Raw genomic sequence first — 26,063 nt, forward strand, 5'->3', positions numbered from 1 at the left:
GGCCGGGTCGGCCGCGGCCGGTTATCGCGGTGGCAGTGGGACCGGGCCGAGTTCGGGGCGTTTGGCGACGCGGCCGTCGCCTGAGGAGCGGCCGCGCAGGCGCCGGTAGATCCACGGCCCGGCGAAGGTGGCGACCCAGCGCACCTCCGCCCCCGCCACCCGCCAGCCCGCACGTGGAGGCACCGGCGTGAGCGGGACCGACCAGGTGTCGTCGCTGCCGGGCAGCCCGATCGCGTGGGCGATGGCGGCGGCGATCCTGGCGTGGCCCAGCGGGCTGGCGTGCAGCCGGTCGCTGGTCCACATCCTGGAGTCGGTGGTGAAGGAGTGCGGAAAGGTGTCGACGACGAGGACACCGTGGCGGGCGCCGGCGGCCCGGATCCGGGCGTTGAGGTCGATCACGCGGGGGAGCAGCCGCCGGGCCAGCGGAGCGATCTTGCCGATGTCGGGGAAGGTCACGGTCACCACGCACGCGCCTGACGCGGTGAGCTGCTCGAACATCTCCTCCAGCGCCGAGGCGACCGAGGCGGCGTCGAAGCCGGGCCTGATGATGTCGTTCATCCCGGCCATCACCGTGGCCAGGTCGGGCCGCAGCCGCAGCGCCGGGCCGAGCTGCTCGTCGCGGATCTGCCCGGCCAGGCGCCCGCGTACGCCCAGATTGGCGTACTGGGCGTCGGGGTTCGCCGCGGCCAGGTGCTCGGCGAGCCGGTCGGCCCAGCCGCGGTGGCCCCGGACGTCGTCGCCATCACCGAGGCCCTCGGTCTGGCTGTCACCGAGGGCGACATATCGGGCATAGGTCATCCAGAGAGTAGAGCCCATAGGACCGCCGGGGTCAACGGCGTCTGGGTGATACGGCCGGCGATCTCCGGCAGGGCGGCGGCGATGGCGTTGCCGATGGCCGCCGGCGGGCCGATCGTCCCCGACTCCCCGGCGCCCTTCATGCCGCCCGGCGTACGCGGTGAGGGCACCTCCAGCATCGCGACCTGGATATCGGGGACCTCACGCGTGGTCGGCAGCAGGTACTCGGAGACCGGCTGTCCCTCCTCGGTGTAGACGATCTCCTCCGTCAGCGCCATGCCGATGCCCTGCGCGATCCCGCCGCGGACCTGGTCCTCCACGATCGCCGGGTTGACCAGCACCCCCGAGTCGTTGACGGCCCAGTAGCCCTCCACCTCGACCGCTCCGGTCTCCGGGTCGACCGCGACCGCCGCCGCGTGCGCCCCATAGGCGTACGTCATGTCGGCCGGATCGTAGGAGACCCGCTCCTCCAGCCCGGGTGTGGCCCCCTCGGGCAGGTCCCAGCCGCGCCATGCCGACGTGGCGATCTCCCGCAGCGTCAGTGACGCCTGCGGATCCCCCTTGACGCGTACGGCGGAGTCCACGATCTCCAGGTCGGCCGGCGCCGCTTCGAGCCGGTGGGCGGCGAGGGCCACGATCTTCTCCCGCAGCCGGTCCCCGGCCAGGGCCAGCGCGCCGCCGCCCACGGTGAGCGAACGGCTGGCGATCGACCCGATCGAGGAGTACGGCGTGGCCGAGGTGTCGCCCAGCACCACGCGTACCCGGTCGATCGGCACCCCCACCCGGTCCGCCGCGATCTGGGACAGCGCCGTCTCGATGCCCTGCCCGACCCCCGACACGCCCGCCGAGACGACGACCGAGCCGTCCTGCTCCATGCGCACGATCGAGGTCTCGAAGCCCCCGGCCAGCATGCCCATGGCCTTCATGCTCATCGACGGGCCGAGCCCGGTGCCCTCCACGTGGCAGGAGTAGCCCACGCCGCGCCGGCGCCCGTCGTCGCGGGCCGGGGGAGTGACCAGGTCGCGCAGGGTACGCAGGGCGAGGGGGTAGTCGCCGGAGTCGTACGACTGCCCGAGCCGCGACGTACAGGGGAGCTCGCCGGGTCCGAGCATGTTGCGCAGCCGCAGCTCCACCGGGTCGGCGCCGAGCCGCCGGGCCGCCTCGTCGATCAGCCGCTCCCTGGTCCAGGCGGCCTCGGGCTGGCCGAAGCCGCGGTAGGAGCCGGTCGGGGTGGTCGTCGTGACGACGGCGCGCAGCCGTACCCCGGCCCGGTCGAAGCGGTAGGGGCCGGGCAGCATGGTGGCGGTCACCGCGAACGGTGAGATGCCGACGTTCGACGGGTGGCCGCCGAGGTCGCCGACGACGTCGGCGTGCAGCGCGACGAAGCGTCCGTCCGCGTCGAGCGCCAGGCGGGCGCGGTGCACGGCGGCCCGCGACGGCAGGGTCGAGGCGAGTCGGTCGGTGGGCGACTCCGTCCAGCTCACCGGGCGGCCCAGGCGCATGGCGGCGAGGCAGATGAGCGCCTCGTCCGGATACAGGTGCTCCTTCCCGCCGAAACCGCCGCCCGCGTCGCCGGTCACGACGCGTACCCGGTCGTGCGTGAGCCCGAGCGCGTCGGCGGCCTGCTCGCGTACGTGGTGCGGGGCCTGCGTCGAGGTACGCACGGTCAGCTCGCCGTCGGCGTAGTCGGCGACGATCCCGCGCGGCTCCAGCGGGTACGGCGTGGCCCGGCCGAACGCGAACGTCATCTCGACCACGTGCGCGGCCCCCGCGATGGCCGCCTCGCAGTCCTGGTCGCCGAGGGTGAAGTCGGTCAGCACGTTGCCGCCCCAGTCGGGGTACAGCAGCGGGGCGTCTTCGGCCAGCGCCCGGTCGATCCCGATCACCGGGGGCAGTGGTTCGTAGTCGAGGTCGATCAGGTCGGCCGCGTCCCTGGCGGCCTCCGGCGTCCGCGCGACCACCACGGCGAGCGGCTGGCCCACGTAGCGGATCGTCTCGTCGAGCGCCGGGTAGGAGGTGATGGGCTGGCCCGGGCTCATGGTCACGCAGGGCAGCCGGATCGCGGCCGCGTCGTCCGGCGTGATGACGTCGAGCACCCCGTCGACCGTCCACGCCTCCTTGGCGCCGCAGCTCACCAGCCGTCCGTGGGCGATGGGGCTGCGGACGACGACCGCGTACGCCATCCCGGGCAGCCGGACGTTCGCGACGTATCGGGCGCGCCCGGTCAGCAGCCGGGCATCCTCGCGGCGGGGAGTCCTGGCACCCACGTAACCATCAGCCATAGCCCGATTGTGAGCGAGGCCATGCGCCCGGTCCATCAGCATCGGGGCGCGTCACAGGGCGGCCTCCCAGATGGTCCGGATATGGCGCTGCTTTGGCAAACGATGCGTACGGGCTCTGCTCTCGCCTTTCCGATCTGACAGGGTCGACGCGGCTTTCAGGGCAGTCGCGACCTACCTTCCGTCTAGGAGACACATGCTTGAGGTCCAGTCTCCGGCCGTCGTCTCTTCCGTGCCCGCTCGCCGATGGCGGCTGCTCCGATCTGGCCGGCTACCGGTCGCGTTCGTCGTCCTGCTGGCGGTCGTGACCCTCAACGCCTGTGCGGTGCCTCTGCCCGAGATCGGGGTGTTCAGCGCCTACATCCTCCTCGGCGTGACGCTGCCCGGGATGCTGTGGTGGCGGGCCCTCTCCGGCACGCCTCGGTCGCCGGTCGCCGACGTGGCCGCGGGAACGGCCCTGGGCTACGCGCTGGAAGTGCTGACCTACATCCCCGCGCGCTGGCTGGACGTGCCGCAGGCGTTCCTCGCATGGGCCGGGGTGACCTATCTGCTGTTCGCCGCGATGCCTTCGTTGCGACGGCACTGGCCGGCTCGCGGCGATTCGGGCAAGGTGCCGGTGGGGTGGTCGTGGGCGATGGCGGGCCTGGTCGGGTTCGCGATCCTGTACGGCGCCGCCACGTTCTTCCGGACCCATGGGCTGAGCTGGCCGGGCAACGGTGCTCCGTATATCGACCTCCCCTACCACCTGGCCATGGCGGGCGACGTCAAGCATCACGTCCCGGCGATGTTCGCGAACGTGGTCGGCGAGGCGCTTCACGACCACTGGTTCGCCTACGCCGACCTGGCGGCCACCAGCTGGGCGACCGGGCTGGAGCTCCAAACGCTGCTGTTCCGGCTGTCGCCCCTGCCGATGACCGCGGTCTTCACCGTTCTCATCGTCGTGCTGGCCCACCGGCTGAGCGGCCGGTGGTGGACGGGCATCGCGGCAGCGGTGATCACGTTCTTCGCGACCGCGCCCGACCCTTACGCCTGGACGGGCGTGATGGTGCCGAGCGTCGGCGGCGCGGGCCTGCCATGGGTGAGCCCCACGCAGACTTTCGGCGCACTCCTGTTCGTCCCTCTGGCGCTCCTGCTGGTCGACCTGGTGCGTCGCCCCGGTGGGTTGAACGGGCGATGGGTGCTGGTGGCCGTTCTGATGCTCGCGGAGGTCGGGGGGAAGGCGACATTCCTTCCGCTGGCCCTGGCGGGCGTGACGCTCGTCCTCGCCGTCCACCTGATCGTCCATCGCAAGGTGCACAGGGCCGCGGCGGTGCTGATGGGTCTCTGCCTGGCGTACGTGGCCTTCGCCCAGATTGTGGTGTTCCAGGGGGAAACCAAAGGGCTGCGCTTCGCGCCCTTTCACCTCATGCGGTGGCATGAGGACAGGCTCGGCCGGGATGCCGGGCTACTTCTCCACAGACAGGATGAATCGCCGGTTCTGCTGCTGATCGTGGTGGCGATCTACCTGGTGAGCTGGGCGGCGGTATGGGGCGGCGCCGTGGGGGTGCTGCACCGGCGGCGATGGCGGACAGATCCAGCCGTGGTGTTGCTCGCGGGCGTCGGCATGGCGGGGGTAGGCGCCGTGTGCGTGTTCGGGCATCCGGGGCTCAGCCAGGGGTACTTTCTCGGGTCGGCCGCGCCGTACTTGACGATCCTCGCCACCACGGGTCTCGCCGCCACGCTGCCCGAGAAGCGGCCATGGCCGGTGGTTCTGTCCGCATTGACGGCAGGGGCCGTCGCGATCTGGGCCATCGAGTCGTGGGTCGCCGTCGCGCGGCCGCATGGCGGGAACGTCGTGATCGAGCGGGTGATCCCGTACGCGCTGCTGGCGGGGGCGGCGGCTGCCGTCGCGCTGGTGCTCGTCCTGACCGGACGGCGTGGCCTGACCTGGTGCGCGGTGCCGGTCTTCGCGCTGGGCTGCTGTCTGTACTCGGGATACGAGCCGCGGTTGACTCCCCTGTGGAGCATGGCGGAGGCGGCGCCGGTGAGAGATCCCGAGCGGCTGCATGTCGCGGAGGGCGGGGTGACCGCGGCGCGCTGGCTGAGAGATCACTCCTCTCCTGACGATCTCGTCGCGGTCAACACGCACTGCCGCAGGCCGGTGGGCAGGTGTGACAACCGGCACTTCTGGATCTCCGCGTACGCGGAACGCAGGATCCTCGTCGAGGGCTGGGGATACATCAATGGCGCGAACAGCCGGGCAGCCCTGATAGGCCGGCCCACCATGGGCACCATCGAGTTTCGAGACCCGAAACGGCTGGCGGACAACGACGCCGCCTTCCTCCACCCCACCACGGAGACGGTCGGTGGGCTGCGAGACACGTATGGGGTCCGCTGGCTGTTCGTCGACGACAGATTTCCTGCTCTGACCTCCGAACTAGGCCGGTTCGCCGCCTTGAGGTTCCGAGCGGGGCACTGCTGGGTCTACGAGGTCACGTGAGCTCACAGCGGGTCCGCCGCATCCCAGACGGCCTCGAAGGCGGCTCCGGGGATCTCGGTCAGGTCCCAGATCTCCACCGCCTGCTCGGTGAGGAAGCCGTGCTCGTCGTTCAGGTGGCGCCACCAGTAGCGATGGGCGGTGCGGTCCGGGCCGATCTCGACCTGCCGGACCGCCCAGTGCTCGCCGTCGCCCTCCACGGTCTCGAACAGCCAGATGCCACCGCGCTCGTCGTCGCCGCGCCAGTGGTGGCGCGGCAGGTCCGACTCGGTGAGCTGCTTGATCAGGTCGGGAAGCACGGCTCCACTCTAGGTTGATCGCGAGCCGCCCTGGGTAGCCGGTGGTCATGAGGCGCTGTGCAGACGTTCCTGCCTTATCCGGACTTCGCGCGCACCGCGGCGGTCCTCGACCCGCTGCGGCTGGGTAAGCAGCGGGTCGAGACCCTGCAGATCCTGCGTGCCCTCACGATCCCCGGCTACGGCTGGCGGCACCACCCGGCGGTGCGCATGTGGGCGGGCTACGAGGAGGCCCTGGTGCGTTACGGGCTCGACGTGTGCGGCCGGTGGTGCGCCACCGGCCGCGCCGACACCTGTGCCGCCACCCTGGCGAGGGAGTTCGCCGAACACTGCGGCGGCACCGCCGTCCGCCGCCAGGCACGCCTGGAGGCGGACGGTGAGCTGCCGCCGTGGCTGGGCGACGCCGGCTTCCATCTCAGCCACCGGTCCGCCCTGCTGCGCAAGGCGCCCGGCTTCTACCGGCCGCTGTTCGGCGACGAGCCCGACGACCTGGCCTACGTCTGGCCCGTCTCCGGGCGCCCGCCCGCGTGCCTGCCCGGCCGGGAGTTCAGCTGAGCAGGCCGTCCCCGATCCAGCCCTCGGGTGTACAGCCCGGCGGGATGGCGAAGACGGCCGAGCCGATCGGCGTGATCCACTCGTTCAGCAGGTCACCCTTGGCCAGGTTCCGCTGGATGGGCACGAACTGGCGGTCGATGTCCGCCTGGTAGGCGGCGAACAGCAGCCCGGAGTCCGACTTGCCGTCCGGAGTGAGACCCTCGTCGTAGTTGTAGGGACGGCGCAGGATACGCAGCCCCGGATCCGTGACGTGGGCCCGCCTGATGTGGGCGTACTCGGAGATGATCGGGAAGCCGAGCCGGTTCACCTGGCTGTAGTCCGGCTCGTCGCGTTCCGCCCGGCCGGTCAGCGGGGCGCCTGTGTCGAGGCGGCGGCCGATCGTGAACTCCCTGGCCACCCGGTCGGCGGCGTCCCATGTCTCCAGCTTCATGCGGATGCGGCGCAGCACCAGGGTGGTGCCGCCGCGCGCGGGTCCCTGGCCGATCCATACGGCCCGGTCCAGGTCGGCGGGCTGAACCGTGCCGTCGACCTGGCCCATCAGATTGCGCCGGGTGGCGCTCTGGAAGCCGCGCTGGACCCAGCGGACCTTGGTGAACGAGCGGGCGTCCTTGACGATCACCCGGAGCGCGTGGGCGACGGTGACGCTGTCATCCGCGCAGATCTGCACCAGCAGGTCGCCGCCGCTCCACCGCTTCTCCAGCTTGTCGACCGTGAACGACGGCAGCGCAGCCACCGGCGACGCAGCCTTCGCCGCCGCGAACAGCCCCGGGCCGAAGCCGAACGTGATCGTCAGCCGGGCGGCCGTCACCGCCAGTTCCGGCTCGGTGTCGGCGAGCGCGGGCCGTCCCTGGGTGAGGCGGCGCGCGTCGTCGGTCAGCAACTGGAGGAGCCGGACGATGGCTTCCTTGCCGGTGTCCGGTAACAGGTCGAAGCCGACGAAGACGGCGTACGCCTGCGGCGGCGTCGCGATCCCGGCCTGGTGGATCCCGTGGAAGGGTTCGACGGCGGTGGCGTGCGCGGGGGCCGCGGTCAGGGCGCCGACCGCCGTCAGAGCGCCTCCGGCGATGAGACCCCGGCGGCTGATCACTTGTGCCCCATGCCGGGCTGGTAGTCCTCCTTGCCGCCGGCGAAGTCCTTGCCGATCGCGGTGAACTCCAGCGGCTCGCCGCCCTTGACGGTGAGCGTGAACGGGATCCGGGCGCCCGGCAGCACTTCCTGGGCGACGCCCATCAGCATGATGTGGTCGCCGCCGGGCCGCAGCTCGTGCGTGCCGTGCGCGGGGATGACGAAGCCGCCCTCCTTGGGCTGCATGATCATCTTGCCGCCGGACTCCACGACCTCGTGCAGCTCGATCTTCGGGGACAGCGGCGAGGTGCCGGAGACGATCGTCACCTCGGCATCGGTGTTGTTGACCAGCGTGCCGAAGGCGGCGCTCATCCCCTTCTTGGCGGTCTTCACCCAGGGATCGGTGATGGTCAGCGCCGGAGCGGTGACGGCGGGGGACTGCGTGGCCGAGACGGCGGGGGCCTGCTCGGCCGGGGCGGCGGCGACCTGCTGGGAGCCGCAGCCCGCGAGCGCGACGACGGTGGCGGCGAGCAGCAGGGCATGACGAGAGAACATGGGGGAAGGCCTTTCTCCACCCGGTACGGCACGCGAAAGCGCGCCCCGCCGGGCGTGGTCGTCGAAACGGAGGTCAGGTGGTTTCGACGACCATCGGCGGACCCCGCCCGGAGACCACGTGCCGCAGCACGGCCGAGCGGAAGACCGGCGGCTCCGTCGTACACGGAGCGGCGAACGGGACCCGGACCACGGACGGCAGCATGATCAGCAGCCGTACGGCCAGGCGGCGCAGCAGACCCCAGAGCACGGCCTCGCCGCGCGCCAGCCACAGGGCGGTCAGCCCGGTGGCCCAGCCGTGCGCCACCAGCATGCCGAGGCCCGGCACCAGGCCCGAGTGGAGGTGGCCCATCGCCGCGATCGGCGAGGCGGTGTGGGCCAGCGAGAACAGCAGGTGCAGGACCACCTGGAGGCCGCCGAGCAGCGGCAGGATCGTGCCCATCGTCCGCTCGCGCCCCGACAGCGGGAACGCCGCCGCCAACGACAGGCCCAGCGCGGCGCCCATGGCCGGAGCTCCGACCGTGCCGCCGCCGAACGCGTGCGCCGCCACACCCAGCCCGAGGCACACCACGGCGAACACCGAGGTGCGGGCGAGACGGAAGGGCAGGCCGGGGGTCACAGTGCCGTCATCATGCCACGGCCATCGGCCGCTCCGCGATCAAGCATCGGAGTGAATACTCACTCCCGCGACCCCCGGCAACGGGCCCGCTCTGCCCGCGCGGGCTGTTCTTCACCGACGCGGGCGGCAACCTGTACGAGATCATGTCGCCCGAATGAGCTCGCAGCGTGGCCACGGCCGGGCCTCCTCCAGCCGGGCGGCGACCCTGAAGAGCAGGTCCTCGCGGCCGTAGGGGGCGACCACCTGCACGCCGATCGGCAGGCGGCTCTCGGTCCGGCCCAGGGGCAGGCTGATCGCGGGCTGGCCGGTCGCGTTGAACGGCGGCGTGAACGGCCCGTACGCGAAGATCGTGTCCAGCCAGTCCCTGAAGCTCTCCCGGGGCGCGTCGTAGTCGTAGGTGCCGTGCGGCGCGGGCAACTGGGCGAGGGTGGGCGTGACCAGCAGGTCGTAGTCGGTGAAGAAGGCGGCGACCGAGCGGGTCAGCCGGTTCTGGGCGTGGAAGCCGGTGATCAGGTCCAGCGCGCCGGCCCGCCGGGTGGCCTCCAGGATCAGCCTGCTGCCGGTTTCGAGCAGCGCGGGATCGGGCTCGCCGGGCGCGAGCAGCAGGGTCGAGGCGATGGCCATGACCTCCGTGAGGAGGCTGTGCAGGACGGCGTCCCAGTCGACCACCGGACTCGCCTCGTCGACGTGATGGCCCATCTCCGCCAGCAGTTCGCCGACCTTGACGGTGGCCTCGGCCACCTCCGGGTCGACGGGGACGCCCGACCAGGCCCGCGTGGTCACCGCGACGCGTAACCTGCCCGGGTGGGCGGTCAGCTCGTCCGCGTACGGCCGCCAGGGTGGCGGGGCGGTGTACTTGTCGCCCACACCCGGCCCATGGAGCGCGTCGAGCAGGTGGGCGGAGTCGCGCACGGTACGGGTCAGCGCGAACTCACCGGCCATCCCGAACATCAGCTCGCCCATGTCCGGCCCCGGCGCCGTGCGTGACCTGGTCGGCTTGAGCCCGACCAGGCCGCAGCAGGAGGCGGGCACCCTGATGGAGCCGGCCCCGTCGCTGCCGTGCGCGAGGGGCACCGCGCCCGCGGCGACCAGCGCGGCCGCCCCGCCGCTCGATCCGCCGGCGCCGCGCTCCAGGTCCCACGGGTTGCGGGTGATCCCGTAGCGGACCGATTCGGTGCTGAAGCTGAGCGCCAGTTCGGGCGCGGTCGTCTGGCCCAGCGTGACCAGACCGGCGGCCCTGAACCTGCGCATCAGCTCGGTGTCGTGGTCGGCCACCACGTGCGGCAGCGCCCTGCTGCCCAGGGAGAACGGCACGCCCTTCGCGACGGGCCCGTGATCCTTGATCAGGAAGGGCACCCCGGCGAACGGCCCGTCGGCCGCGTAATCCAGAGCCGGGGAGAACAGCGGCAGCGTGAGGCCGTTCACCTGCGCGTTCGCGATCTCCAGAGCCTGCCGGGCGACGGCCTCGACCTCGGCGGCGGGTACCTTGCCGGTCCTGATCAGATCACGCAGGCCGACGGCGTCGTAGCTCACGTACTCGTGAAGGTCCACCGCCCCAGCATCGGCCGCGCCATTGATGAACACCACGCTTTTTTCACCGGCATAATGACGCCCAATGCCGAAATTTCATGACCTGTCGGAGTATGCGGCGACCATCGGTCCCGTCGTCGACGCGGTCCACGTGAACGTGCACGCCTCGGCCCGCAAGGAGGCGGCGGGACTGCTGCCCGGCTTCCTGGCCGACCTGCGCTTCACGCTCCCTGCTCGCCCGCTGACCCGCCGCTCGCTCGCCACCATCTACCGGTACGGAGACGCGGCCTCGCTCGATGCCGAGATCCGGGACCACCTGGACCAGGGGACGCTGGAGGAGGACGGAGACGGCGCGCTGCGGCCTACGGCCAAGGCGCTGACGTTCATCGACGGGCTCTACGCCGTGCACGCCGCCACCACTGAGCGGATCTGGGCGGGCCACGACCTCCAGACGCTCGCCGACCTGGCTGGACGGGTGGTGGACGCGGCCGGTGGCGATTTCGGCGCCGATTCCGGTGGCGAGCCTGGTGGCGCTTTCGCCGCCATGGCGCCGCCGTACGAGCCGGCGGGCACACCTGCGGGCGTGCTGCTGTTCAACCGGCTCGCCGCACTGCGCTACCACCGCGCCGACGCGCACGCCGCCGCCTGGCGGGCCGCCGGCCTCACCGCCGCCGAGATCGTCGCGCTCCGGCCGGGGCCCGTGCGCGACCGGATCGAGCGGGAGACCAACCGGCGGGCCGCCGCGCCGTACGGCGCGATCACCGAGCACGAGCGCGCGCTCTTCCACGACGGCCTGCTGGCACTGGTCTAGAGGGACGCCAGCAACCGCCCCACCTCCGCCCGGTCGTTGACGCCGAGCTTCTCGTAGACGGCCTGTAGGTGGTTCGCGGCCGTCCGGGTGGAGACCGTGAGCCGGTCGGCGATCTGCCGGTTGGTCAGGCCGGCCGCCGCGAGCTGGACGATCTCCCGCTGCCGCGGCGTCAGCTCGGGCGTGGCCAGCTCGACCAGCGCGGGCGTCGACACCCCCGGGCAACGCCTGGCCAGGGCCCACGCCCTGGTCTGCGCCCCCTTGGCCAGGGCGCCCCGGCCCAGAGCGCGGTAGGCGGCGGACTCCTGGGCGGTGGCCTCGGCGGCGTACAGGATCATCCCGAGCCGCTCGAACTCGGCCGCCACCGCCCGCAGCCCCTCGGGGTCACGGGTGGCCCGCGCGTGCCTGGCCAGCAGCCCGACGAGAGTCCCGTCCACCCGTTCGGCCAGCGCGGACAGCCGGTCGGCGGCCAGCCCGGGAACACCCAGCCGCACCAGATCGTGCAGCGCGAACATCAGGTGCCCGAACTGCTCGTGCTTCTCCGCGATATCGGCCGCCGACAGGCACAGGCGTACCGCCCCGTCCAGGTCTCCGCAGCCCGCCGCCACCCACACCGCGGCCTGCAGCGTCGGATGGCGGGTGAACGCCCATCGGGAGGCGAGCTCCTCGGCCTCGGGCAGCAGTTCGCGCGCCTCCGCCGTCCTGCCCAGCAGCGCCAGAGCGTGCGCCTGCTCGGCCAGGCACCGCCCCCGGTACGGTGAGCGGTCGTGCAGCCCGGCGGCGTCGTCGCGGCTCCAGCGTACGGCGCCTTCGGCATCGCCCCGCAGCCTGCTGACCAGCGCCCGAAAGGCCCCGAACCCGGAGACGGAGAGCTCGGCCACGGCCAGCTCCATGCCGTAGTCGGCGGTGCGTTCCGCCGCGTCCAGCCGCCCGGCGAACGTCTCGGCGGCGCAGCGCGCGTCGAGCATCGTCGGCAGCGCGTGCGGCGTCTCGTCCCCCCAGACGTCCACCCCGGCCAGGGCCTGCTCGACGACCACGAGGGTGTGCTCGGTCCGCCCCGAGTAGGCGCTGGACCAGGCGTCCAGCGCGGCCAAGTGTGCCGCGCCGCGTACCGTGATCGGCGTGCACGCGCGGGCCCGGTCGAGCGACTCGACGGCTCTGGTGGTGCGGCCCGCCCAGAACTCGGCCACGCCGAGGTAGATGTACGCCTCCTGCCGCCAGGCCGGGTCGGTGAGCGTGCGCGCCGCCTCGCCGAGCACCTGACACGCCTCGGCGAGTGCGCCCGCCCAGGCGTGGTTGAGGCCCAGGCTGATGGCGTGTTGCGCGCGTTCGCTCTCGGTGACGGCCGCCGGTGCCGTCTGCCGCAGCGCCGTCAGCGCGGCGTCGGCGTCACCCAGCACCATGAGCGCCTGGCCGAGCAGCGCGACCGCGGCCACGCTCGCCCCCGCCTCCATCGCGGCCCTGGCCAGCCGGGCGGCCAGGCGCGGATCCTGCCTCGCCCAGGCCAGGCCGGCGGCGACGAGCAGCATGTCCGGCTCGGCCGTCGAGCCGCTGTCGAGCCGCCACACGGCCGCGCGCAGCACGTCCTCGCGCCGCCGCAGCCCGCTCGCCTCCAGCGCCTCGGCCAGCATCCGCAGCCGCCGCCGCGTCCGCAGCGTGCCGCAGCCGCCGCGTACCACCTCCCCATAGAGGGGGTGGCCGAGCCGCAGGTGCTCCCGCTGCCCGTCGCGCACGGCCACGATCAGCCCGCGGTTCTCCACCCGCTCCGTCGCGCTCGGCGAGGTGAGCGAGACGAGCAGCTCGGTGCCGAGCGGCTCGCCGAACGCCACCAGTTCCAGCACCTCGCGCTCGTCCTGGTCGAGGTGCCCGATCCTGGCGTCGACCAGCTCGCGCAGCCGGGTGGTCATCGACAGCTCGCCCTGCCAGCGCCACTGACCGTCGGTCTCGGTCAGGCATCCGGCGCTACGGCCGGCGTGCACGAGTTCGCGCAGGTAGAGCACGTTCCCCTCGCTGACCCTGGCCAGGTGCCTGACGGTCGGCCCGGCCACCTCCCCGCCGAGCGCCCCGGCCAGCACCTGCCCGACCTCGGCCACGGTCAGGGGCGGCAGCTCGATCCGGCAGAGCAGCTCGTCCTTCCACAGCGCGGCGACCGGCGCGGGCAGCGGCTCACCGCTGCGTACCGTGACCAGCAGCCTGGCGGTGCCGCTCTCCGCCAGGTGGTGCACCAGCGCCGCCGACGCGGGGTCGAGCCGGTGCGCGTCGTCCACGCTCACCAGCAGCTCGTCCCGCCCCGCGCTGATCCGCAGGTGCCGCGCGGCCCACCGCAGCAGGTTCTCCCCGCTGCCGGGCGGCCCGGTCAGCGCGTGCGCGAACGCGCCGAACGGGATCACCGCCGCCGTCTCCGTGCCCAGCGCACGGACCACCCCGTACCCCCTCAGGCCGGACAGCGCCTGCGCCGCCAGCCTGCTCTTGCCTACCCCCGCGTCCCCGGCGATCATCACGCCCGCTCTCGACCGCAGGTTCTCCCGTACGGTCGCCAGCTGGCCCCCTCGCCCGACGAACGGCCATGCGCTCCCCAGCTGCTCGCTCATCGTGCCTCCTCTCACCCTTGATGGTGGTGAGGAAGGTTCGCGGGAGGTTCAGGGCTGATCCGGTTTCAGCCCGGCGGCGGAGAGTAGCAGGTCGACCACCGCCTCGCTCCCGCTGAACGGCACCGGATCGCCCCCGACTTCTTCGAGCAGCCCGCGAAGCTGGCCGCCGGACTGCTCCGGCTCGACCAGCCGTACGATGACCGTCCTCATTTCGGCACCATCTCGCCGAACGGTTCAGGTCAGGTTCAGGTGGGGTAGGGCGCGGGCTCCACTTCCAGCTCACGCATCCGTTCGGCGTACAGGGCGTAGCGCCGGCGCGCGTCGCCGCGTCGCCCCGCCGAGTCGAGCACCCGGACCAGGCCGAGGTGGGCGCGCTCGTCGTAGCGGTCGCGTTCGAGCAGCCGCAGCCAGTAGCGGGCCGCCTCGTCGTGCCGTCCCTCGGCCGCCCGCGCCGTCGCGAGCCTGGCGGCCGCCTGCACGTACGCCAGCCTGGCCTCCTCACGCAGCCCCACGGCCCAGTCGGCGTACGGATCCTCCTCGCAGAAGTCACCCCCGTAGGACGACTCGGCCTCCGCCCACCGCGCCAGCGCCTCCACCGGCCGCCCCGCCTGATCCAGTTGTACGGCCGAGCCCACCAGGTCGAGGAACCCCTCCACGTCGACGTCCACGTTGGCCAGGTCGAGCCGCAGCGCGCCTTCGTCGGAGACGACGAACTCGTCCGCAGGACGTACATGAGCCGGGTCGAGCACGGCCCGCAGCGTGGACACCATCACGTTCAGCCGCTTCAGCCCGACCGTGTCGCCCTCCTGCTCCGGCCAGAGGATCTCCACCAGCCGCTCCCTGCTGATCGCCGCGCCCCGGCGGCTGACCAGGATCTTCAGCAGATCGCGGGCCTTGCGCGACTGCCAGGCGGTACGCGCGACAGGCACCGCGCCACGCAGCACCCGGAACGTTCCCATGGTCTCGACCAGCACCCGAGCCTCCGCCACAGGCGTGAACCGGCCGACCAGCGCGTCGATCCTGGCATCGAGCGCCCGGCAGCCGATCGCGTGCATGCGACCCCTGACCCGGTGCGCGACCTCCCTGCCGGTCACCGCGTCGCCCAGCGCGGCCCTGATCAGCTCGGCCCTGGCCCGGCCGACCGGATCGCCCAGCGCCGACCACCGGCGCACGGCCTCGTCGGCCAGCAGCGAGTCGCCGTCGAGCTCGGCGCGCAGCTCCACCATCGCGGCCTGGGCCGCGTGGTCCCTGCGCCGCACGGCGACGGGCTCGACCTCGGCCAGCAGCGTCCTGGCCTCGTCATCGCGCCTGGCGGCCAGCGCGACACGGGCCGCGACCAGCCTGGCGTTCACCCCGGCGATGCCCTCGGCGTGCTTCAGCGCCCGCGCGGCCACGCGGGCCGCCTCGTCGGGATCGTCGTCCGCGAGCAGCACGGCCAGCTTGTTCAGCGCGTTGGACAGCTCCTGGACCTCGCCGGACGCGCCGGCGTCCGCGATGATCCGCCGGTAGATGGCCATCGCCGACCTGCGGTCACCGCGCAACACCTGCACGTCGGCCAGCCGGATCAGCCCATAGCCGACGAACCGCGACCCCATCGCCTCCCACCTGGCCGCCGCGTCCGCGGCGTCGATCGCCGCCTCCTCCAGCCGGCCGAGGCCGATGAGCGCCTTGGCCCGGTTGGCGATGTTCAGCGCGGCGTACGGGGCGAATGACACCAGATCGGACAGCCTGGCCGCGATCTCGACCTCCGCCAGCGCCCTGGCGTAGGCGCCCTCGTCGAGGTGGCAGGAGGCGCGGTTGGCCCGGATGCGGATGAGCTGGACGACGTCCCCGGCCCGCTCGGCGTACTCCAGCGCCCTCAGGTAATAGGCGTCGTTGGCCCGCCGGTCGCCGTCGAGCGAGGCGAGCATGGCCTGCACGGTGCAGGCCGCGGCCAGGGCACCCGGATCGCCCAGCGCACTGGCCAGCTCCAGCGCCCGGTCCGCCAGCTCGGCGCAGCCCGCCCGGTCGCCCTTCAGCCAGAGCACCGACGCGGTGGAGGCCGCGCACATCGCCGCGTCGGCGGGCGGCAGGCCGTACTCGAAACCCCTGGTGTAGATGGCGATGGCCGAGTCGAGGTCGCCGCGCAGGTGGTCGATGAGGCCGAGCCGCCTGGCCAGGAACGCATCGAACACCGAGGTCGCCGCCGCGCGGGCGAGCAGGTCCCGGGCCCGGTTCCAGTCACCGCGGTTCTGCTCCGCGATGCCCGCCAGGCGCAGCATCGCGGGCGCCTGCCTGGTCGGCTCCGGCAGCAGGCCGAGCGCCGCCGCCACGTCGTCGCCGCGCTCGGCCAGGTGCGGGCCGTGCGTGCCGAGCAGCGAGGTGACGAGCGTGGTGTGCCGGGTGGCCACCGCGGCGCGCAGGGCCAGCTCGGGCTGGTCGTGTTCGACGTACCAGCGGGCGGCGACGGCGGCCGTGTCGTGCGCCTCGTGCCGGTCGAGCGGCGCGTGCGCGGCCAGTACGTGCGCGCTGGTGGCTGTTAACCGGTAGCCGCTGGTCAGGGCCGGTCGGTGCGCGTTCGTAAGCCCGTGCGCGATGGTCGGCCCGGGTCCGCTGATCGCGGCCGGTCGGTGCCCGTCGTGGCTTGCCTCCAGGAACAGCCCCCGGCTGGTCAGCGAGGCCAGCGTGTCGGGCGGGGCGCCCAGCGCGGTGGCGAGGTCGTCGGTGAGCACAGGCAGTACGGTCGCCGCCCGCAGCAACTCGCGCATGGTTGTGGGCAGGTCGTCGAACGCGGACAGCGTGAGCCGCTCCAGCGTGGCGGAGGTGGCGGCCAGGCCCGCGGCGGTGCCCGGCCAGGTGGCGGGATCGGTGCGGGCGAGCGCGTCGAGCGCGGCCCGTACGGCGGCGGGCCAGCCGCCGCAGGCGTCGTGCAGCGTGGCGGCGATCGCGGCCCCCGGTTCGCCCAGCCGGTCGCGCGCCCAGGCCGTGGTCTCGTCGATCGTGAGCGCGAGGTCGGTCGCGTCGAGGTCGAGCACCTCGTGGTCCTGCCGCAGCCGGGCAGTGGGAAACGGCAACGGCGCCCGCGAGGCCGTGACCACGTGCAGCTGGCGAGGGGCCGCCCGGATCAGCGTTTCGACATAACGTACGGAGCCGGCCGCGCCGATGATCGTCTCGATGCCGTCGAAGACCAGGGCGAGTCCCCGTCGCAGCCGCCCGGCCAGCGCCTCGGCCAGCGCGCCCGCCAGCGCCGCCGCTCTGGACAGCTCGTCGGCGTCGGGCCCGAGCGGGGACTCGGCGGCGGCCGCGAGCTCGGCGGGCAGGTCGGGAACCGCCTCCGACAGGGCCGCGACCAGGGCCCCGGCCAGCGTGGTCAGGTCGCGATCGGCGGGCCCGAGCCGGTGGAGCACCGCCCCGACATCCTCGCTCCAACTCGTCAGGGCGATCGACTTGCCGTAGCCCGTGGTGGCCACCAAAGTGGTGAGCCTGTGCGTCAGCGCCCCGTCGAGCCGCCGGTCGAGGGCGGGACGGGGTTGCACCCACCCACGTTCCACCCACGCATGCTACGCCGGGGATCGCGAACGACTCCAGAGTTCGCAAAGTGCCACCTCCCGGTAACCAGGGGAGAGGCGCACTATGGTCGAGTACTTCTTCGAGGAGGGTCGCGGTGGATCAGGACCTGCCCGGCGGAGCGAGGCTGATCGTTGGAGTGGACGAATCTCCGGCCTCGCGTTGGGCGCTGGCATGGGCCATCGGGGCGGCACGGCTGCACCGGATGGCGCTGATCGCCGTGCACGTGAGCCGGGCGCCCATGCACCCCTTCCCCGAGGCGCTGCCCGTGCAGCACGCCATCAGGGCAGGGGAGGAGGCGCGGTGCAACGAAGTGATCGCGGGGGTGTTCGACGACGTGGCCGGTGGGCTGCCCGCCGACCTCACCACGGCGGTGGTCGGCCGGGTCGGCGATCCCGGCTACCACCTCGTCGATCTGGCGCGTGAGGGCGATCTGCTGGTGCTCGGGCGAGGCAAGCGGGGGGTGCTGAGCCGGTTGTTCCTGCCTTCGACGAGCATGTACTGCGCTCGGCACGCCAAGACGACGGTGGTGATCGTCCGCCAGCCGACGCCGCCGGACGAGCCGCAACTGCCGGGGGAGCGGACGCGGCGGTTCTGGAGCCGGAGCCGCAAGCACTTCTAGTTTTTGAGCAAGCGGAGGCCCTCTGGGATCATGGACTGCTGGATCGCGCCGTAGCCCAGGACCAGGCCGTTCTGGGCAGGCGTCTCGCCGCAGTAGGCGTCGAGCCGTTCCACGGCGAGCCGGGGCGACGGCTCGACGGACACTCCTGGGGCGAAGCGGGCGCAGAGGTGCAGGCCCGCGACCGAGGGGACCAGGCGCAGCCGCTCGTCGCCGGCGAGGGCGTCGATGATGAGGGCGTGCCTGGCGGCGTACTCGCGGGTGGCCTTCCTGATGTGCCTGGCCAGCAGGCCCTCGTCGATGAAGCGGGCCAGCGCGGCCTGCGTGGGCAGCTCGCTGTGCCAGTCGGTCAGCCGCCTGGCGGCGCGCAGGGCGGGCATGAGCGAGGCGGGGGCGACCAGGAAGCCGAGCCGCAACATGGGCAGCAGCGTCTTGGAGAACGAGCCGACATAGATGACCCGGCCCGCCCGGTCCAGGCTCTGGAGCGGCTCCAGCGGCCGGTCGCCGAAGCGGAACTCGCTGTCGTAGTCGTCCTCGACGATCACCGCGCGCCGCCGTTCGGCCCAGGCCAGCAGGGCGGCGCGGCGGGCCAGCGACATCGGGGTGCCGAGCGGGAACTGGTGGGACGGGGTGACGTAGACCATCCGGGCGGTGTTCGGGATGGCGGCCACGTCGATGCCCTCGCCGTCCACCGGGACTCCGGCCACCCGGGCGCCCTGCGAGCGGAACAGCAGGCGCGCGGGCGGGTAGCCCGGCTCCTCGACCGCCACACAGGCGCCGGGGTCGATGAGCACCCGGCCGATGAGGTCGAGCGCCTGCTGGGCGCCGTTGGTGATCAGGACGTCGTCGGCACTCGCTCGTACGGAGCGACTGATGCCTATATGTCGCGAAATAGCGTCCCTCAGACCTTCGTGGCCGGAGGGGTCGGCATATCCGGCGAGGCTGGTGCGGAGCTCGCGGGCCACCAGCCTGCGCCACGTCTCCATCGGGAACAGCCGCGCGTCGGGCGCCCCGACGCGGAAGTCGTACTCGGGGATGGGGATTGGCGAGCCGGTGGGTATGGAGCGCCAGATGGCGCGGGGGCGTACGACGCCCTGGGGTGCCGACCTGGCGCGTACGCGCTCCGCGGAGACGAACGTGCCCGCGCCCGCCCGGCCGACGAGGAAGCCGTCGGCCACCAGCCGGTCGTACGCGACCGCGACCGTGTTCCGGGAGATCTCCAGCCGCTTGGCCAGCTCGCGGGTCGGCGGCAGGCGTTCGCCCGATCGGAGGCGGCCGTCGAGGATCGCGTCCAGCAGTTGCCGGTAGACCTGTGCGGCCAGGTCACCCCGGCCGTGGAGACTTATATGGACATCCATCTTGGCCCAATCATTTAACCGTAAATTGGAGCTTATGTCGGGACAAAGTGGGTTCTAAATTTGGGGCTATGACAGAGCGCATGAATCTCGGCGAACTCGCCGGAGAAGCCTACAAAGCCATGGCCGGCCTGGAGCGGTACGTCAAGCACAGCACGCTGCCCGCGCCCCTGCTGGAGCTGGTACGACTACGCGCTTCGCAGATCAACGGCTGCGTCTACTGCGTGGACATGCACAGCAGCGACGCCAAGCAGGCGGGCGAGTCCGACGCCAGGCTGCACGCCGTGGCCGTATGGCAGGAGGCCCCCTTCTTCACCGACAAGGAGCGGGCCGCCCTGGCCTTCACCGAGGCCGCCACCAGACTCTCGACCGACGACGTCACTGACGAGATCTGGCAGCAGGCCGCCGAACACTTCGACGACCAGGAACTCGCCGCCCTCGTGGTGGCCGTCGCCACGATCAACGCCTGGAACCGCATGGGCGTGGCCACCCGCATGACCCCCGAGTCGTACAAGGGCTGATGACACTCCCCGCCCAGCCCCGGTCTTTCGTCCAGGCGGAACCCAGGCGGCTCCTCGCCCAGGCGCAGCTGGCGAACTCGATCGGCGACGGCGCCTACCTGGTCACCTCGGCGCTCTATTTCGCCAGGATCGTCGGTCTGTCGGCGACGGAGATCGGCTTCGGGCTCACGCTGGGCTGGGCTGTCGGCACTGTCGCGGGCGTCCCGCTCGGACACCTGGCCGACCGGCGCGGTCCGCGCGGAGTGGCCATCCTCCTCGCCCTGATGACCGCCGTCGCGGTCGCGTCGTTCCTGTTCGTGCGGTCGTTCGCGCTGTTCACGCTGGTCGCCTGCCTGTACGGCACCGCGCAGACCGGCCTGTCCGCGGCCCGGCAGGCGCTGCTCGCCGGACTGATCGAGCCGGACAAGCGCACCGAGGTCCGGGCCGTGCTCCAGTCCACGCTCAACGGCGGTCTCGCGGTGGGCGCCGCTCTGGGCGGGCTGGCGCTGCACTTCGGCACTCGGGAGGCGTACCTGGCGGTGTTCGCGGTGGACGCGGTCAGCTTCCTGGCCGCCGCCGTACTGCTGCTGAGGCTGCCCGCCGTCGCCCCCGTCCCGGCCGCCGCCGGTCCGAAGCTGGCCGTGCTCAGGGACCGGCCGTACGCGGTGGTCACGCTGATCAACGCGGTCATGCTCTTCTACATGCCGCTGCTCAGCCTGGTCGTCCCTCTGTGGATCGTCCAGCGCACCACGGCACCGACCTGGCTGGTCTCGGCCCTGCTCCTGGTGAACACGGTGAGCGTGCTGCTGTTCCAGGTGCGCCTCGCGCGGCGGGTCAGGGGCCTCGCCGACGCCTCCCGATCGGTACGGCACGCGGGCCTGGTCATGCTGGCGGCCTGCGCGGTGTTCGCGATGTCGTCCATCGGCTCGTCGGCCTGGCTCGCCGGGCTGATCCTGCTGGCCGCGGCCGGGCTCCAGGTGTACGGCGAGATGCTGCTGGGGGCGGGTGCCTGGGAGATCGGGTTCGCGCTGGCTCCGGCTGACAAGCAGGGGCAGTACCAGGGGTTCTTCGGGACCGGCGTCGCGGTGGCCAGGATGCTCGGGCCCGTCATCCTCACCACGCTCGTCATCGGCGGGGGAACGCTGGGCTGGCTGCTGGTCGGCGGGGTGTTCGTGGCGGCCGGCGCCGCGATGGGCCCGGCCGTCAGCTGGGCTTCGCGAACCCCCGGTGTACGTCCCGCTGACCGGGTTTGACATGATCCACACGGTGTCCAAGATGGGACGGGTATAACCGGTCCCACCTGGGTCTGTTCACTCGTTCTTTGCACATCCGGTACATCTGGTTCGTGCACAACACAAGGACCGCAGCCATCCCTTGCTAGGCTGCATGTCAACCGTTGGGTCTCACCCCGGCAGGTGAGGCCGTCGAAGAAGTGGGGTCACACCGTGAAGAAGCTTGTCGTTCTGGCGCTGATCGCCCTTGGGGGGCTGCTGGTCTGGCGCAAAGTACAGGCTGACCGCGCCGAGCTCGATCTCTGGACCGAGGCCACCGGCAGCGAGAACTGATCGACCTGGCGAGGCGATGAGTGACGTCGTCCCCATCAAGCTGGCGTGCCTGGACCTGGCCGGCACAACAGTCGGTGACATCGCCATGGTCGAGCGTGCTTTCGCCGAAGCGATAGCCACTCAAGGCATCGTCCCCGGGACCGGAGCGTATGCGCGTGCCATGGTGCACGTGCACCGGTCCCGGGGCTGCCCCAAGATCGATGTCTTCCGAGGGATCTTCCCCGACAACGAGGCCCAGGCCCAGGCGGCGAACCTGACGTTCGAGCGCTCCTACGAGGGTGCGCTCGACCGAGCGGGTCTCGTCCCCATGCCCGGCGTCATCGAGGTCCTCGACAAACTCCGCGGCTCCGGCCTGCGCCTGGCCCTGATCACCGGCTTCAGCCGCGTCACCCTGAGCCGCGTCCTCAGCGTGCTCGGCTGGCACGACAAGATCGACCTCGCCATCTGCCCCGAAGACGCCGGCGGCCGCGGCCGCCCCTGGCCCGACATGGTCCTGCACGCCGTACTCCGCCTCGGCATCGAGGACGTACGACAGGTGGCGGTCATCGGCGACTCGGAAAGCGACATGCTCTGCGGCCGTCGAGCGGGTGCTTCTGTTGTGGCCGGGGTGATGACGGGGGTCCACAGCCGGGAGCGGCTGCTCAAGGGAGGCGCCACACACATCCTGGACTCGATCGCGGACTTCCCTGGCTTGATCTTGAGCGAAGACCCGAGCAGGCAGCAGATGGGTGTCGCGGACCGGTAAGCTATCTTCGTCGAGGGGCCTTAGCTCAGTTGGCAGAGCGCCTGCTTTGCAAGCAGGAAGTCAGGAGTTCGAATCTCCTAGGCTCCACCAGCCAAAACACCCCGCCACTGATCATGTGACGGGGTGTTCGTGCCATTAACGTGCCATTAGCCTGCGGGGACCAGCACTCCCGCCGTGCCGTCGTCATCTCCTCTCTCGCGCGTCTTCTTGGCTTTCTTCTGTTCTTTCCTCACGCGTGCACTGAGCGCATCGGCGATCTTCTCGTCTGCGTCGCGTGTGGCGTGCTGGTAGATGAGCGCGGCCCGGTCGCTGTCGTGTCCCATCCGAGCCTTCAGGTCGGCGAGGCTTGCGCCTGACTGTGCGGCCAGCGTGTTGCCCGTGCGCCGGAGATCATGGAAGTGAAGCCCCTGCACGCCCATCTCCTTGAGCGCGTCCGCCCACTTGGCCTCTCGCCGGAAGTTGCCGCCCCGCAGGAAGGCCCCGCGCTTGCCGAGAAAGACGAAGGCGTCATCGGCTTCGTCGACGAACTGGGCGAAGTGTTCGGCCAGGGCCGGGATGATGACCGACGGAATGCTGACTGTCCGCCGACCGGCCCGCGACTTGAGCGGCCCCAGGCGCATCTCGCCGCCGTCGAGTTCGACGAGCTGTTCACGTACGCGCACCGTCCGCTCCTGGAGATCAATGCTGCTACGGCGAAGCGCGATCACCTCGCCCCAGCGCAGGCTCGCGAAGGTGGCCAGCAGCACCAGCGCCTTGAAGCGTTTGTCGGCCATCCGGTCGGCCAGCTCGAAGACCTGGGCCAGCGTGAGCACAGGACGCTCGGGAGTGTGCTCGTTGTCAGCTCCCTTGATCCGGCACGGGTTGCGGGCGATCATCTTGTCCTCGTCGGACGCCGTCATCAGTACGGCCCGCAGCAGCCGGTACGCCTTGGCCGCTGTGGAGACTGAGACGCCGTTGTCGAGGAGTCGTGCGCGCCATGCGCGGATCATCGGTGTCGTGAGCTTCCCAACCGTAACCCCGCCCAACGTCGGCATGATGTGGCGGTCAAGCAGCCATGTGTACAGCTCGACCGTCTTGGGCCGCAGACCCGGACGCTCCTTGATCCACGTACGGGCGTACTCGCCGAGTTCGACCTTGCCGCGATCAGGGTCCGTCCAGTCTCCCGAGATCATCTGAGCTTCGATGAGCGTAAGCGCGCGGTCGGCATCCGTCCTGGTGGCGTAGGTCGTCGAGCCCGTGTGCATCCGGCCGTCCGGTCCGGGATAGCGGATCTGGAACCGGCCAGAAGGAAGCTTGCGGATGCTGCCGAAACGTCGGTGTCCGTCCTTGTTCGCCATTAGGCGGCCCTCCCGGCTTCCATCGGGGCAACGGTCCCCGCGATGACGTAGGCGATCAGTGCCGACTCGCGGATGCGCACAGGTCGGCCGAGCTTGACGAACTCGATGCGACGCTCCGCGATGAGCCGCCGTACGAAGCGAGGCGAGGTGTTGAGGAGGTCGGCCGCCTCCTCCACGTTCAGGAGCTTGTCCATTACGCCGCCTCCTCTCCTATTGCCGAAAGATCTTGGCCGGTAGCTCTGGCTTCGAGCTCTCGGAGGTGCGCCCGCCAGTGCTGTTTCTTGGTGATCTCGCGTAGGAGCCGGACGCCGCTCGGGTCGAGATCCGGGTCACCCGGTTTGATCTGCCTCCAGACGTAGCGGTGTAGGTCGGTCGGCTCGTCGGTTTGGCCGAGGGCTTCCAAGACCCAGGTACGGCGGTCTTGCTTGTGTTCGGCCAGGGTCTTGTTCGACCACTTGCGGGAGACCAGCACGCGACGACCGGCGTACCCGAGGTGTTCGGCCTTGTGGGCCTTGCCACGGCACCGGCCGGGAAGCATGCCTGCCTTGGCGTCCTTGGGCTGGATGCCGTAGCGCAGCCAGTTGGAACAGGTGGGCGCGCAGGGCTCGACGCGCAGGGCCTCGACCATCCGGGCCGCATGCTCTCGGCGGGCCTGGTCGTCCGTCGCGGAGTCGAGCGGTTCAGCGAGACTCTTGGTCAGGTACTTCGTGAGATAGCCCAGCCACTTGCCTGCCGCAGGCGTGCCCGCGAGAACGCTCTGAACGTTGTGCTGTTGACCGAAGCGAGCCACGTGCAGAGGCTCAGCCGTCTCGTCTAGCGCCTCGTCCCAGGTGGGCAGCACTTGTCCGGTGTCGGGGTCGAGGTAGCCGACGCCGTCCTCCCATACCGGCAGGCGGTCACCGTCGAAGACCACGCGGTCGGTCGGTGGCCACCAGACCTGATGGTAGGTGGCGGCGATGATCTGCTTGAGCTCCGCTCGTGGCAGGGTGCCCCTGATGGCCATGTGCAGGTGAGGAGCGAGCCGCTTCTGAGGTTCGACGGTGGCGAAGTACTGCACGTCGTAGCCGGCGACGCGACGGAGGTTTTGGATGAACCGATCGACCAGCCTGGAGAAGTGCAGGGCGTCGCGAGCGGCCTGTGCGTAGTCGTAGCGATCCGGGTTCAGGGGTACGCCGTTTTTGACCTTGCCGTAGGACGGCAGGGTAAGTGTGACGAACAGGGACGGCCGGTAGACCTTGCCATCCGAGCTGGCGAAGGACCTGCCCAAGGTCGTGTTGCTCGTCTTGCGTCTGGGCAGGTCTGGCGCGTCCTGCCGCCGCCTGGTCGAGCGAGAACGCTTGCCAGCCGTACGGCCAAGCACGTTGCCGCGCATGCCCGCCTCATTGATCTCGACGTCGACTCCCTGAATTGCCTCATCCCAGTCGTCGGTGTCCTGATCGGCGGACGCGGCCTGGTCGCGCTGAACCTGTAGATCGGCACGGAACTCCACCAGCCAGCGCTGATCGCTGGTGGGCTCGTCGGGCGTGATGGTGGGCTCCTGGTCGAGGTGCCAGCCCTCACGACACTGAGCCATGCGGAGCTGCCGATTCCTCTTCGCGCAGGGAGGGCACTTGGCTTCCTGCGTAGCGCCACAGGGCACCTCGACGATCTCGGTCTTGCCGGTGTGGGGGTCCAGCCGCCTGAACGGAATGGAGCGGATGCACACGCCGTTCTGCCTGGCGATCTCTTCGAGCACCTCGCGAGCGAGAGGCTGTGCCATCCGTACGGCGCGCGGAGTCGAGCGATCGGTCACGTCGACTCTCCTGTCTCGGAGAAGGCCATCGAGGACTGTCCACACTCGCGGCACTCGACCACAGCACGGTCGGGGTCAAGCGGCGGCGCGGCGCGCCGCCGTACCCCCGGCCCTCCGCCCGCCCGCCGTCCGGGCGTGCGGCCTGGGGGCCGGTCCCGGACGGCGGCGGGAACCGGGCCGGGCACCGCACGCCGGCCCCGCCGTACCGACCGAACCCACCGACCGGGGTTGCCGCACCGCCGCACAGACGCAGCCCTACGATCGCCACTGCATGGCTGGACGCCGTACGTGCTTGGGGGCGATCGACGATCCAGGGTTCGTTCCTCACCCTGGCTCACCGAGCAAGGTGGCTGATCGCGGTTCGGTGGCGGACGGCACGCGGATGCGCGAAGATCATTGAGCTGGCCCATAGCGGATACTGTCAGCTGGAGGAACGTCCGTGATCGACTCAACCTACCGCGAGTGGTTTCACCTGCGAACCCGGCTGGTCGTCGACTTGACGTGGTGTTCCGCCACCAAGATTGACGACGTCCTGGCGGCGTACGACATCTCACCCGAGAGCACTCAGCCGGCACGCTTCAACGCAGACGACGTCGACATGCTCATCGGGCGCCTCGGCAACGGCACCGTCATCATGGACTACCGCGTCGACTCTGTCACCGATGGAGCTCTTCCCATTCTGGCGCAGTACGGCCCCTGCCTGAGCGCTGTATGGATCGATGAAGCCCCAGCGTTGATCTCTTATCGGACGGAAAGCGGCCTGGTGGTCAAATTCGACATGAGTGATTGGGACTGGTACCCAGTTCCTGATCTCGCCAGCGTCGAGCAATGGATCGCCGCCAGCCCAGCAGGTCGGGAGACCTGGGAGAGCAGCTGCGATCTCGCCACGCTCATCACCGCCGAAGCGCTATGCCAGGCTGTGGTCGACGACGAATGGATGCGATTGTGGAACGCCACGTAATTCCCCTGGGGTTCGTTGCAGGTTATTCCCCCAGGTCCTAGCCTTGATCCTTTTCTAGTGGGTGTCGGGTTTGTCTG

The 26,063-nt window shown here is 71.2% G+C and carries 23 protein-coding genes and 1 tRNA gene; 10 read left to right on the forward strand and 14 right to left on the reverse strand.

The genetic code is table 11. From position 1 onward, the window contains the following. Positions 1 to 21: 21 nt before the first annotated feature. Together AB0F17_RS63110 and AB0F17_RS63115 are read right to left on the reverse strand one after the other, a co-directional pair. Positions 22 to 798 (reverse strand): SGNH/GDSL hydrolase family protein, encoded by a 777-nt coding sequence (locus tag AB0F17_RS63110; RefSeq protein ID WP_358046182.1) that lies wholly within the window; start codon positions 796 to 798, stop codon positions 22 to 24. Then, positions 795 to 3,077, reverse strand: coding sequence for a xanthine dehydrogenase family protein molybdopterin-binding subunit (locus tag AB0F17_RS63115; protein ID WP_358046185.1), 2,283 nt, complete (start codon positions 3,075 to 3,077; stop codon positions 795 to 797). The genes AB0F17_RS63110 and AB0F17_RS63115 overlap by 4 nt, the downstream gene beginning before the upstream one ends. Before the next feature lie 193 nt (positions 3,078 to 3,270). On the opposite strand from AB0F17_RS63115, the gene AB0F17_RS63120 reads away from it, so the two are divergent. Continuing rightward, positions 3,271 to 5,553: a hypothetical protein gene (locus AB0F17_RS63120; protein WP_358046188.1), complete on the forward strand. Its 2,283-nt coding sequence runs from the start codon at positions 3,271 to 3,273 to the stop codon at positions 5,551 to 5,553. A 2-nt stretch (positions 5,554 to 5,555) separates the two neighbouring features. Here AB0F17_RS63120 and AB0F17_RS63125 read toward each other — a convergent pair whose 3' ends face one another. Then, a complete protein-coding gene (locus tag AB0F17_RS63125) occupies positions 5,556 to 5,849 on the reverse strand; it encodes a hypothetical protein (protein ID WP_358046191.1) in 294 nt (97 codons plus the stop codon). A gap of 57 nt (positions 5,850 to 5,906) precedes the next feature. Between AB0F17_RS63125 and AB0F17_RS63130 the strand changes: the two genes are divergently transcribed. Then, positions 5,907 to 6,401, forward strand: coding sequence for an MSMEG_6728 family protein (locus AB0F17_RS63130; protein WP_358046193.1), 495 nt, complete (start codon positions 5,907 to 5,909; stop codon positions 6,399 to 6,401). Here the strand turns inward: AB0F17_RS63130 and AB0F17_RS63135 are convergent. The 4 genes from AB0F17_RS63135 to AB0F17_RS63150 all read right to left on the reverse strand — a co-directional run bounded on the left by AB0F17_RS63135 (position 6,394) and on the right by AB0F17_RS63150 (position 10,188). Beyond that, complete coding sequence (locus AB0F17_RS63135) at positions 6,394 to 7,488, reverse strand: Dyp-type peroxidase (protein WP_358046196.1); 1,095 nt, start codon at positions 7,486 to 7,488, stop codon at positions 6,394 to 6,396. The genes AB0F17_RS63130 and AB0F17_RS63135 overlap by 8 nt on opposite strands. Further along, positions 7,485 to 8,021: a copper chaperone PCu(A)C gene (locus tag AB0F17_RS63140; RefSeq protein WP_358046199.1), complete on the reverse strand. Its 537-nt coding sequence runs from the start codon at positions 8,019 to 8,021 to the stop codon at positions 7,485 to 7,487. Before AB0F17_RS63140 ends, AB0F17_RS63135 begins: the two co-directional genes overlap by 4 nt. 73 nt (positions 8,022 to 8,094) lie before the next feature. Continuing rightward, positions 8,095 to 8,637, reverse strand: coding sequence for an MFS transporter (locus AB0F17_RS63145; RefSeq protein WP_358046202.1), 543 nt, complete (start codon positions 8,635 to 8,637; stop codon positions 8,095 to 8,097). A gap of 141 nt (positions 8,638 to 8,778) precedes the next feature. Next, positions 8,779 to 10,188: an amidase family protein gene (locus tag AB0F17_RS63150; protein WP_358046205.1), complete on the reverse strand. Its 1,410-nt coding sequence runs from the start codon at positions 10,186 to 10,188 to the stop codon at positions 8,779 to 8,781. Between the two features lie 64 nt (positions 10,189 to 10,252). Here AB0F17_RS63150 and AB0F17_RS63155 point away from each other — a divergent pair, with 64 nt between their 5' ends. Beyond that, the gene (locus tag AB0F17_RS63155) at positions 10,253 to 10,978 is read left to right on the forward strand and encodes a hypothetical protein (protein ID WP_358046208.1); all 726 of its coding nucleotides are present in this window, start codon (positions 10,253 to 10,255) and stop codon (positions 10,976 to 10,978) included. Here the strand turns inward: AB0F17_RS63155 and AB0F17_RS63160 are convergent. From AB0F17_RS63160 to AB0F17_RS63170, 3 genes are read right to left on the reverse strand one after another with little or no spacing between them, the layout of a single operon-like run. Further along, on the reverse strand, positions 10,975 to 13,566 hold the full coding sequence (locus AB0F17_RS63160; RefSeq protein WP_358046211.1) for a LuxR C-terminal-related transcriptional regulator: 2,592 nt from the start codon (positions 13,564 to 13,566) through the stop codon (positions 10,975 to 10,977). The genes AB0F17_RS63155 and AB0F17_RS63160 overlap by 4 nt on opposite strands. A 48-nt stretch (positions 13,567 to 13,614) precedes the next feature. Further along, positions 13,615 to 13,776: a hypothetical protein gene (locus tag AB0F17_RS63165; RefSeq protein WP_219536689.1), complete on the reverse strand. Its 162-nt coding sequence runs from the start codon at positions 13,774 to 13,776 to the stop codon at positions 13,615 to 13,617. 35 nt (positions 13,777 to 13,811) lie between these two features. Next, entirely contained in the window at positions 13,812 to 17,096 is a 3,285-nt protein-coding gene (locus tag AB0F17_RS63170) for a BTAD domain-containing putative transcriptional regulator (RefSeq protein WP_358046214.1), read from the reverse strand. Positions 17,097 to 17,209: 113 nt separating this feature from the next. On the opposite strand from AB0F17_RS63170, the gene AB0F17_RS63175 reads away from it, so the two are divergent. Next, complete coding sequence (locus AB0F17_RS63175) at positions 17,210 to 17,734, forward strand: universal stress protein (RefSeq protein WP_214635290.1); 525 nt, start codon at positions 17,210 to 17,212, stop codon at positions 17,732 to 17,734. Here AB0F17_RS63175 and AB0F17_RS63180 read toward each other — a convergent pair. Continuing rightward, a complete protein-coding gene (locus tag AB0F17_RS63180; protein ID WP_358046218.1) occupies positions 17,731 to 19,089 on the reverse strand; it encodes a PLP-dependent aminotransferase family protein in 1,359 nt (452 codons plus the stop codon). The two genes, AB0F17_RS63175 and AB0F17_RS63180, sit on opposite strands and share 4 nt — an antisense overlap. Before the next feature lie 68 nt (positions 19,090 to 19,157). On the opposite strand from AB0F17_RS63180, the gene AB0F17_RS63185 reads away from it, so the two are divergent. The 5 genes from AB0F17_RS63185 to AB0F17_RS63205 all read left to right on the forward strand — a co-directional run bounded on the left by AB0F17_RS63185 (position 19,158) and on the right by AB0F17_RS63205 (position 21,986). Beyond that, the gene (locus AB0F17_RS63185) at positions 19,158 to 19,607 is read left to right on the forward strand and encodes a carboxymuconolactone decarboxylase family protein (protein ID WP_358046221.1); all 450 of its coding nucleotides are present in this window, start codon (positions 19,158 to 19,160) and stop codon (positions 19,605 to 19,607) included. Further along, entirely contained in the window at positions 19,607 to 20,839 is a 1,233-nt protein-coding gene (locus AB0F17_RS63190; protein ID WP_358046224.1) for an MFS transporter, read from the forward strand. The genes AB0F17_RS63185 and AB0F17_RS63190 overlap by 1 nt, the downstream gene beginning before the upstream one ends. 192 nt (positions 20,840 to 21,031) lie before the next feature. After that, positions 21,032 to 21,151, forward strand: a complete 120-nt coding sequence (locus AB0F17_RS63195) for a DLW-39 family protein (RefSeq protein ID WP_214635294.1) — start codon at positions 21,032 to 21,034, stop codon at positions 21,149 to 21,151. 16 nt (positions 21,152 to 21,167) lie between these two features. Further along, positions 21,168 to 21,896 carry an HAD-IA family hydrolase gene (locus AB0F17_RS63200; RefSeq protein ID WP_358046227.1) on the forward strand — a complete coding sequence of 243 codons (729 nt, stop codon included), beginning with the start codon at positions 21,168 to 21,170 and terminating at the stop codon, positions 21,894 to 21,896. 14 nt (positions 21,897 to 21,910) lie between these two features. Continuing rightward, a tRNA-Ala gene (locus AB0F17_RS63205) sits at positions 21,911 to 21,986 on the forward strand. A 56-nt stretch (positions 21,987 to 22,042) separates the two neighbouring features. Here the strand turns inward: AB0F17_RS63205 and AB0F17_RS63210 are convergent. From AB0F17_RS63210 to AB0F17_RS63220, 3 genes are read right to left on the reverse strand one after another with little or no spacing between them, the layout of a single operon-like run. Next, complete coding sequence (locus AB0F17_RS63210) at positions 22,043 to 23,233, reverse strand: tyrosine-type recombinase/integrase (RefSeq protein WP_358046230.1); 1,191 nt, start codon at positions 23,231 to 23,233, stop codon at positions 22,043 to 22,045. Further along, positions 23,233 to 23,427 carry a helix-turn-helix domain-containing protein gene (locus tag AB0F17_RS63215; protein WP_358046233.1) on the reverse strand — a complete coding sequence of 65 codons (195 nt, stop codon included), beginning with the start codon at positions 23,425 to 23,427 and terminating at the stop codon, positions 23,233 to 23,235. The genes AB0F17_RS63210 and AB0F17_RS63215 overlap by 1 nt, the downstream gene beginning before the upstream one ends. Beyond that, entirely contained in the window at positions 23,427 to 25,025 is a 1,599-nt protein-coding gene (locus AB0F17_RS63220; protein WP_358046236.1) for a replication initiator, read from the reverse strand. Before AB0F17_RS63220 ends, AB0F17_RS63215 begins: the two co-directional genes overlap by 1 nt. Positions 25,026 to 25,464: 439 nt before the next feature. On the opposite strand from AB0F17_RS63220, the gene AB0F17_RS63225 reads away from it, so the two are divergent. Continuing rightward, positions 25,465 to 25,986 carry a hypothetical protein gene (locus AB0F17_RS63225; RefSeq protein WP_358046239.1) on the forward strand — a complete coding sequence of 174 codons (522 nt, stop codon included), beginning with the start codon at positions 25,465 to 25,467 and terminating at the stop codon, positions 25,984 to 25,986. The last annotated feature ends 77 nt before the right edge of the window (positions 25,987 to 26,063 follow it).

Source organism: Nonomuraea sp. NPDC026600 (assembly GCF_040638335.1).
Lineage (GTDB): Bacteria > Actinomycetota > Actinomycetes > Streptosporangiales > Streptosporangiaceae > Nonomuraea.

Bases quoted from the DNA above. Each gene is read 5' to 3' on its own strand.
- AB0F17_RS63180 (WP_358046218.1), bottom strand. From the start codon at position 19,089: ATGGATGTCCATATAAGTCTCCACGGCCGGGGTGACCTGGCCGCACAG.
- AB0F17_RS63115 (WP_358046185.1), bottom strand. From the start codon at position 3,077: ATGGCTGATGGTTACGTGGGTGCCAGGACTCCCCGCCGCGAGGATGCC.
- AB0F17_RS63120 (WP_358046188.1), top strand. From the start codon at position 3,271: ATGCTTGAGGTCCAGTCTCCGGCCGTCGTCTCTTCCGTGCCCGCTCGC.
- AB0F17_RS63160 (WP_358046211.1), bottom strand. From the start codon at position 13,566: ATGAGCGAGCAGCTGGGGAGCGCATGGCCGTTCGTCGGGCGAGGGGGC.
- AB0F17_RS63165 (WP_219536689.1), bottom strand. From the start codon at position 13,776: ATGAGGACGGTCATCGTACGGCTGGTCGAGCCGGAGCAGTCCGGCGGC.
- AB0F17_RS63210 (WP_358046230.1), bottom strand. From the start codon at position 23,233: ATGGCGAACAAGGACGGACACCGACGTTTCGGCAGCATCCGCAAGCTT.
- AB0F17_RS63155 (WP_358046208.1), top strand. From the start codon at position 10,253: ATGCCGAAATTTCATGACCTGTCGGAGTATGCGGCGACCATCGGTCCC.
- AB0F17_RS63215 (WP_358046233.1), bottom strand. From the start codon at position 23,427: ATGGACAAGCTCCTGAACGTGGAGGAGGCGGCCGACCTCCTCAACACC.
- AB0F17_RS63140 (WP_358046199.1), bottom strand. From the start codon at position 8,021: ATGTTCTCTCGTCATGCCCTGCTGCTCGCCGCCACCGTCGTCGCGCTC.
- AB0F17_RS63185 (WP_358046221.1), top strand. From the start codon at position 19,158: ATGACAGAGCGCATGAATCTCGGCGAACTCGCCGGAGAAGCCTACAAA.
- AB0F17_RS63110 (WP_358046182.1), bottom strand. From the start codon at position 798: ATGACCTATGCCCGATATGTCGCCCTCGGTGACAGCCAGACCGAGGGC.
- AB0F17_RS63190 (WP_358046224.1), top strand. From the start codon at position 19,607: ATGACACTCCCCGCCCAGCCCCGGTCTTTCGTCCAGGCGGAACCCAGG.
- AB0F17_RS63200 (WP_358046227.1), top strand. From the start codon at position 21,168: ATGAGTGACGTCGTCCCCATCAAGCTGGCGTGCCTGGACCTGGCCGGC.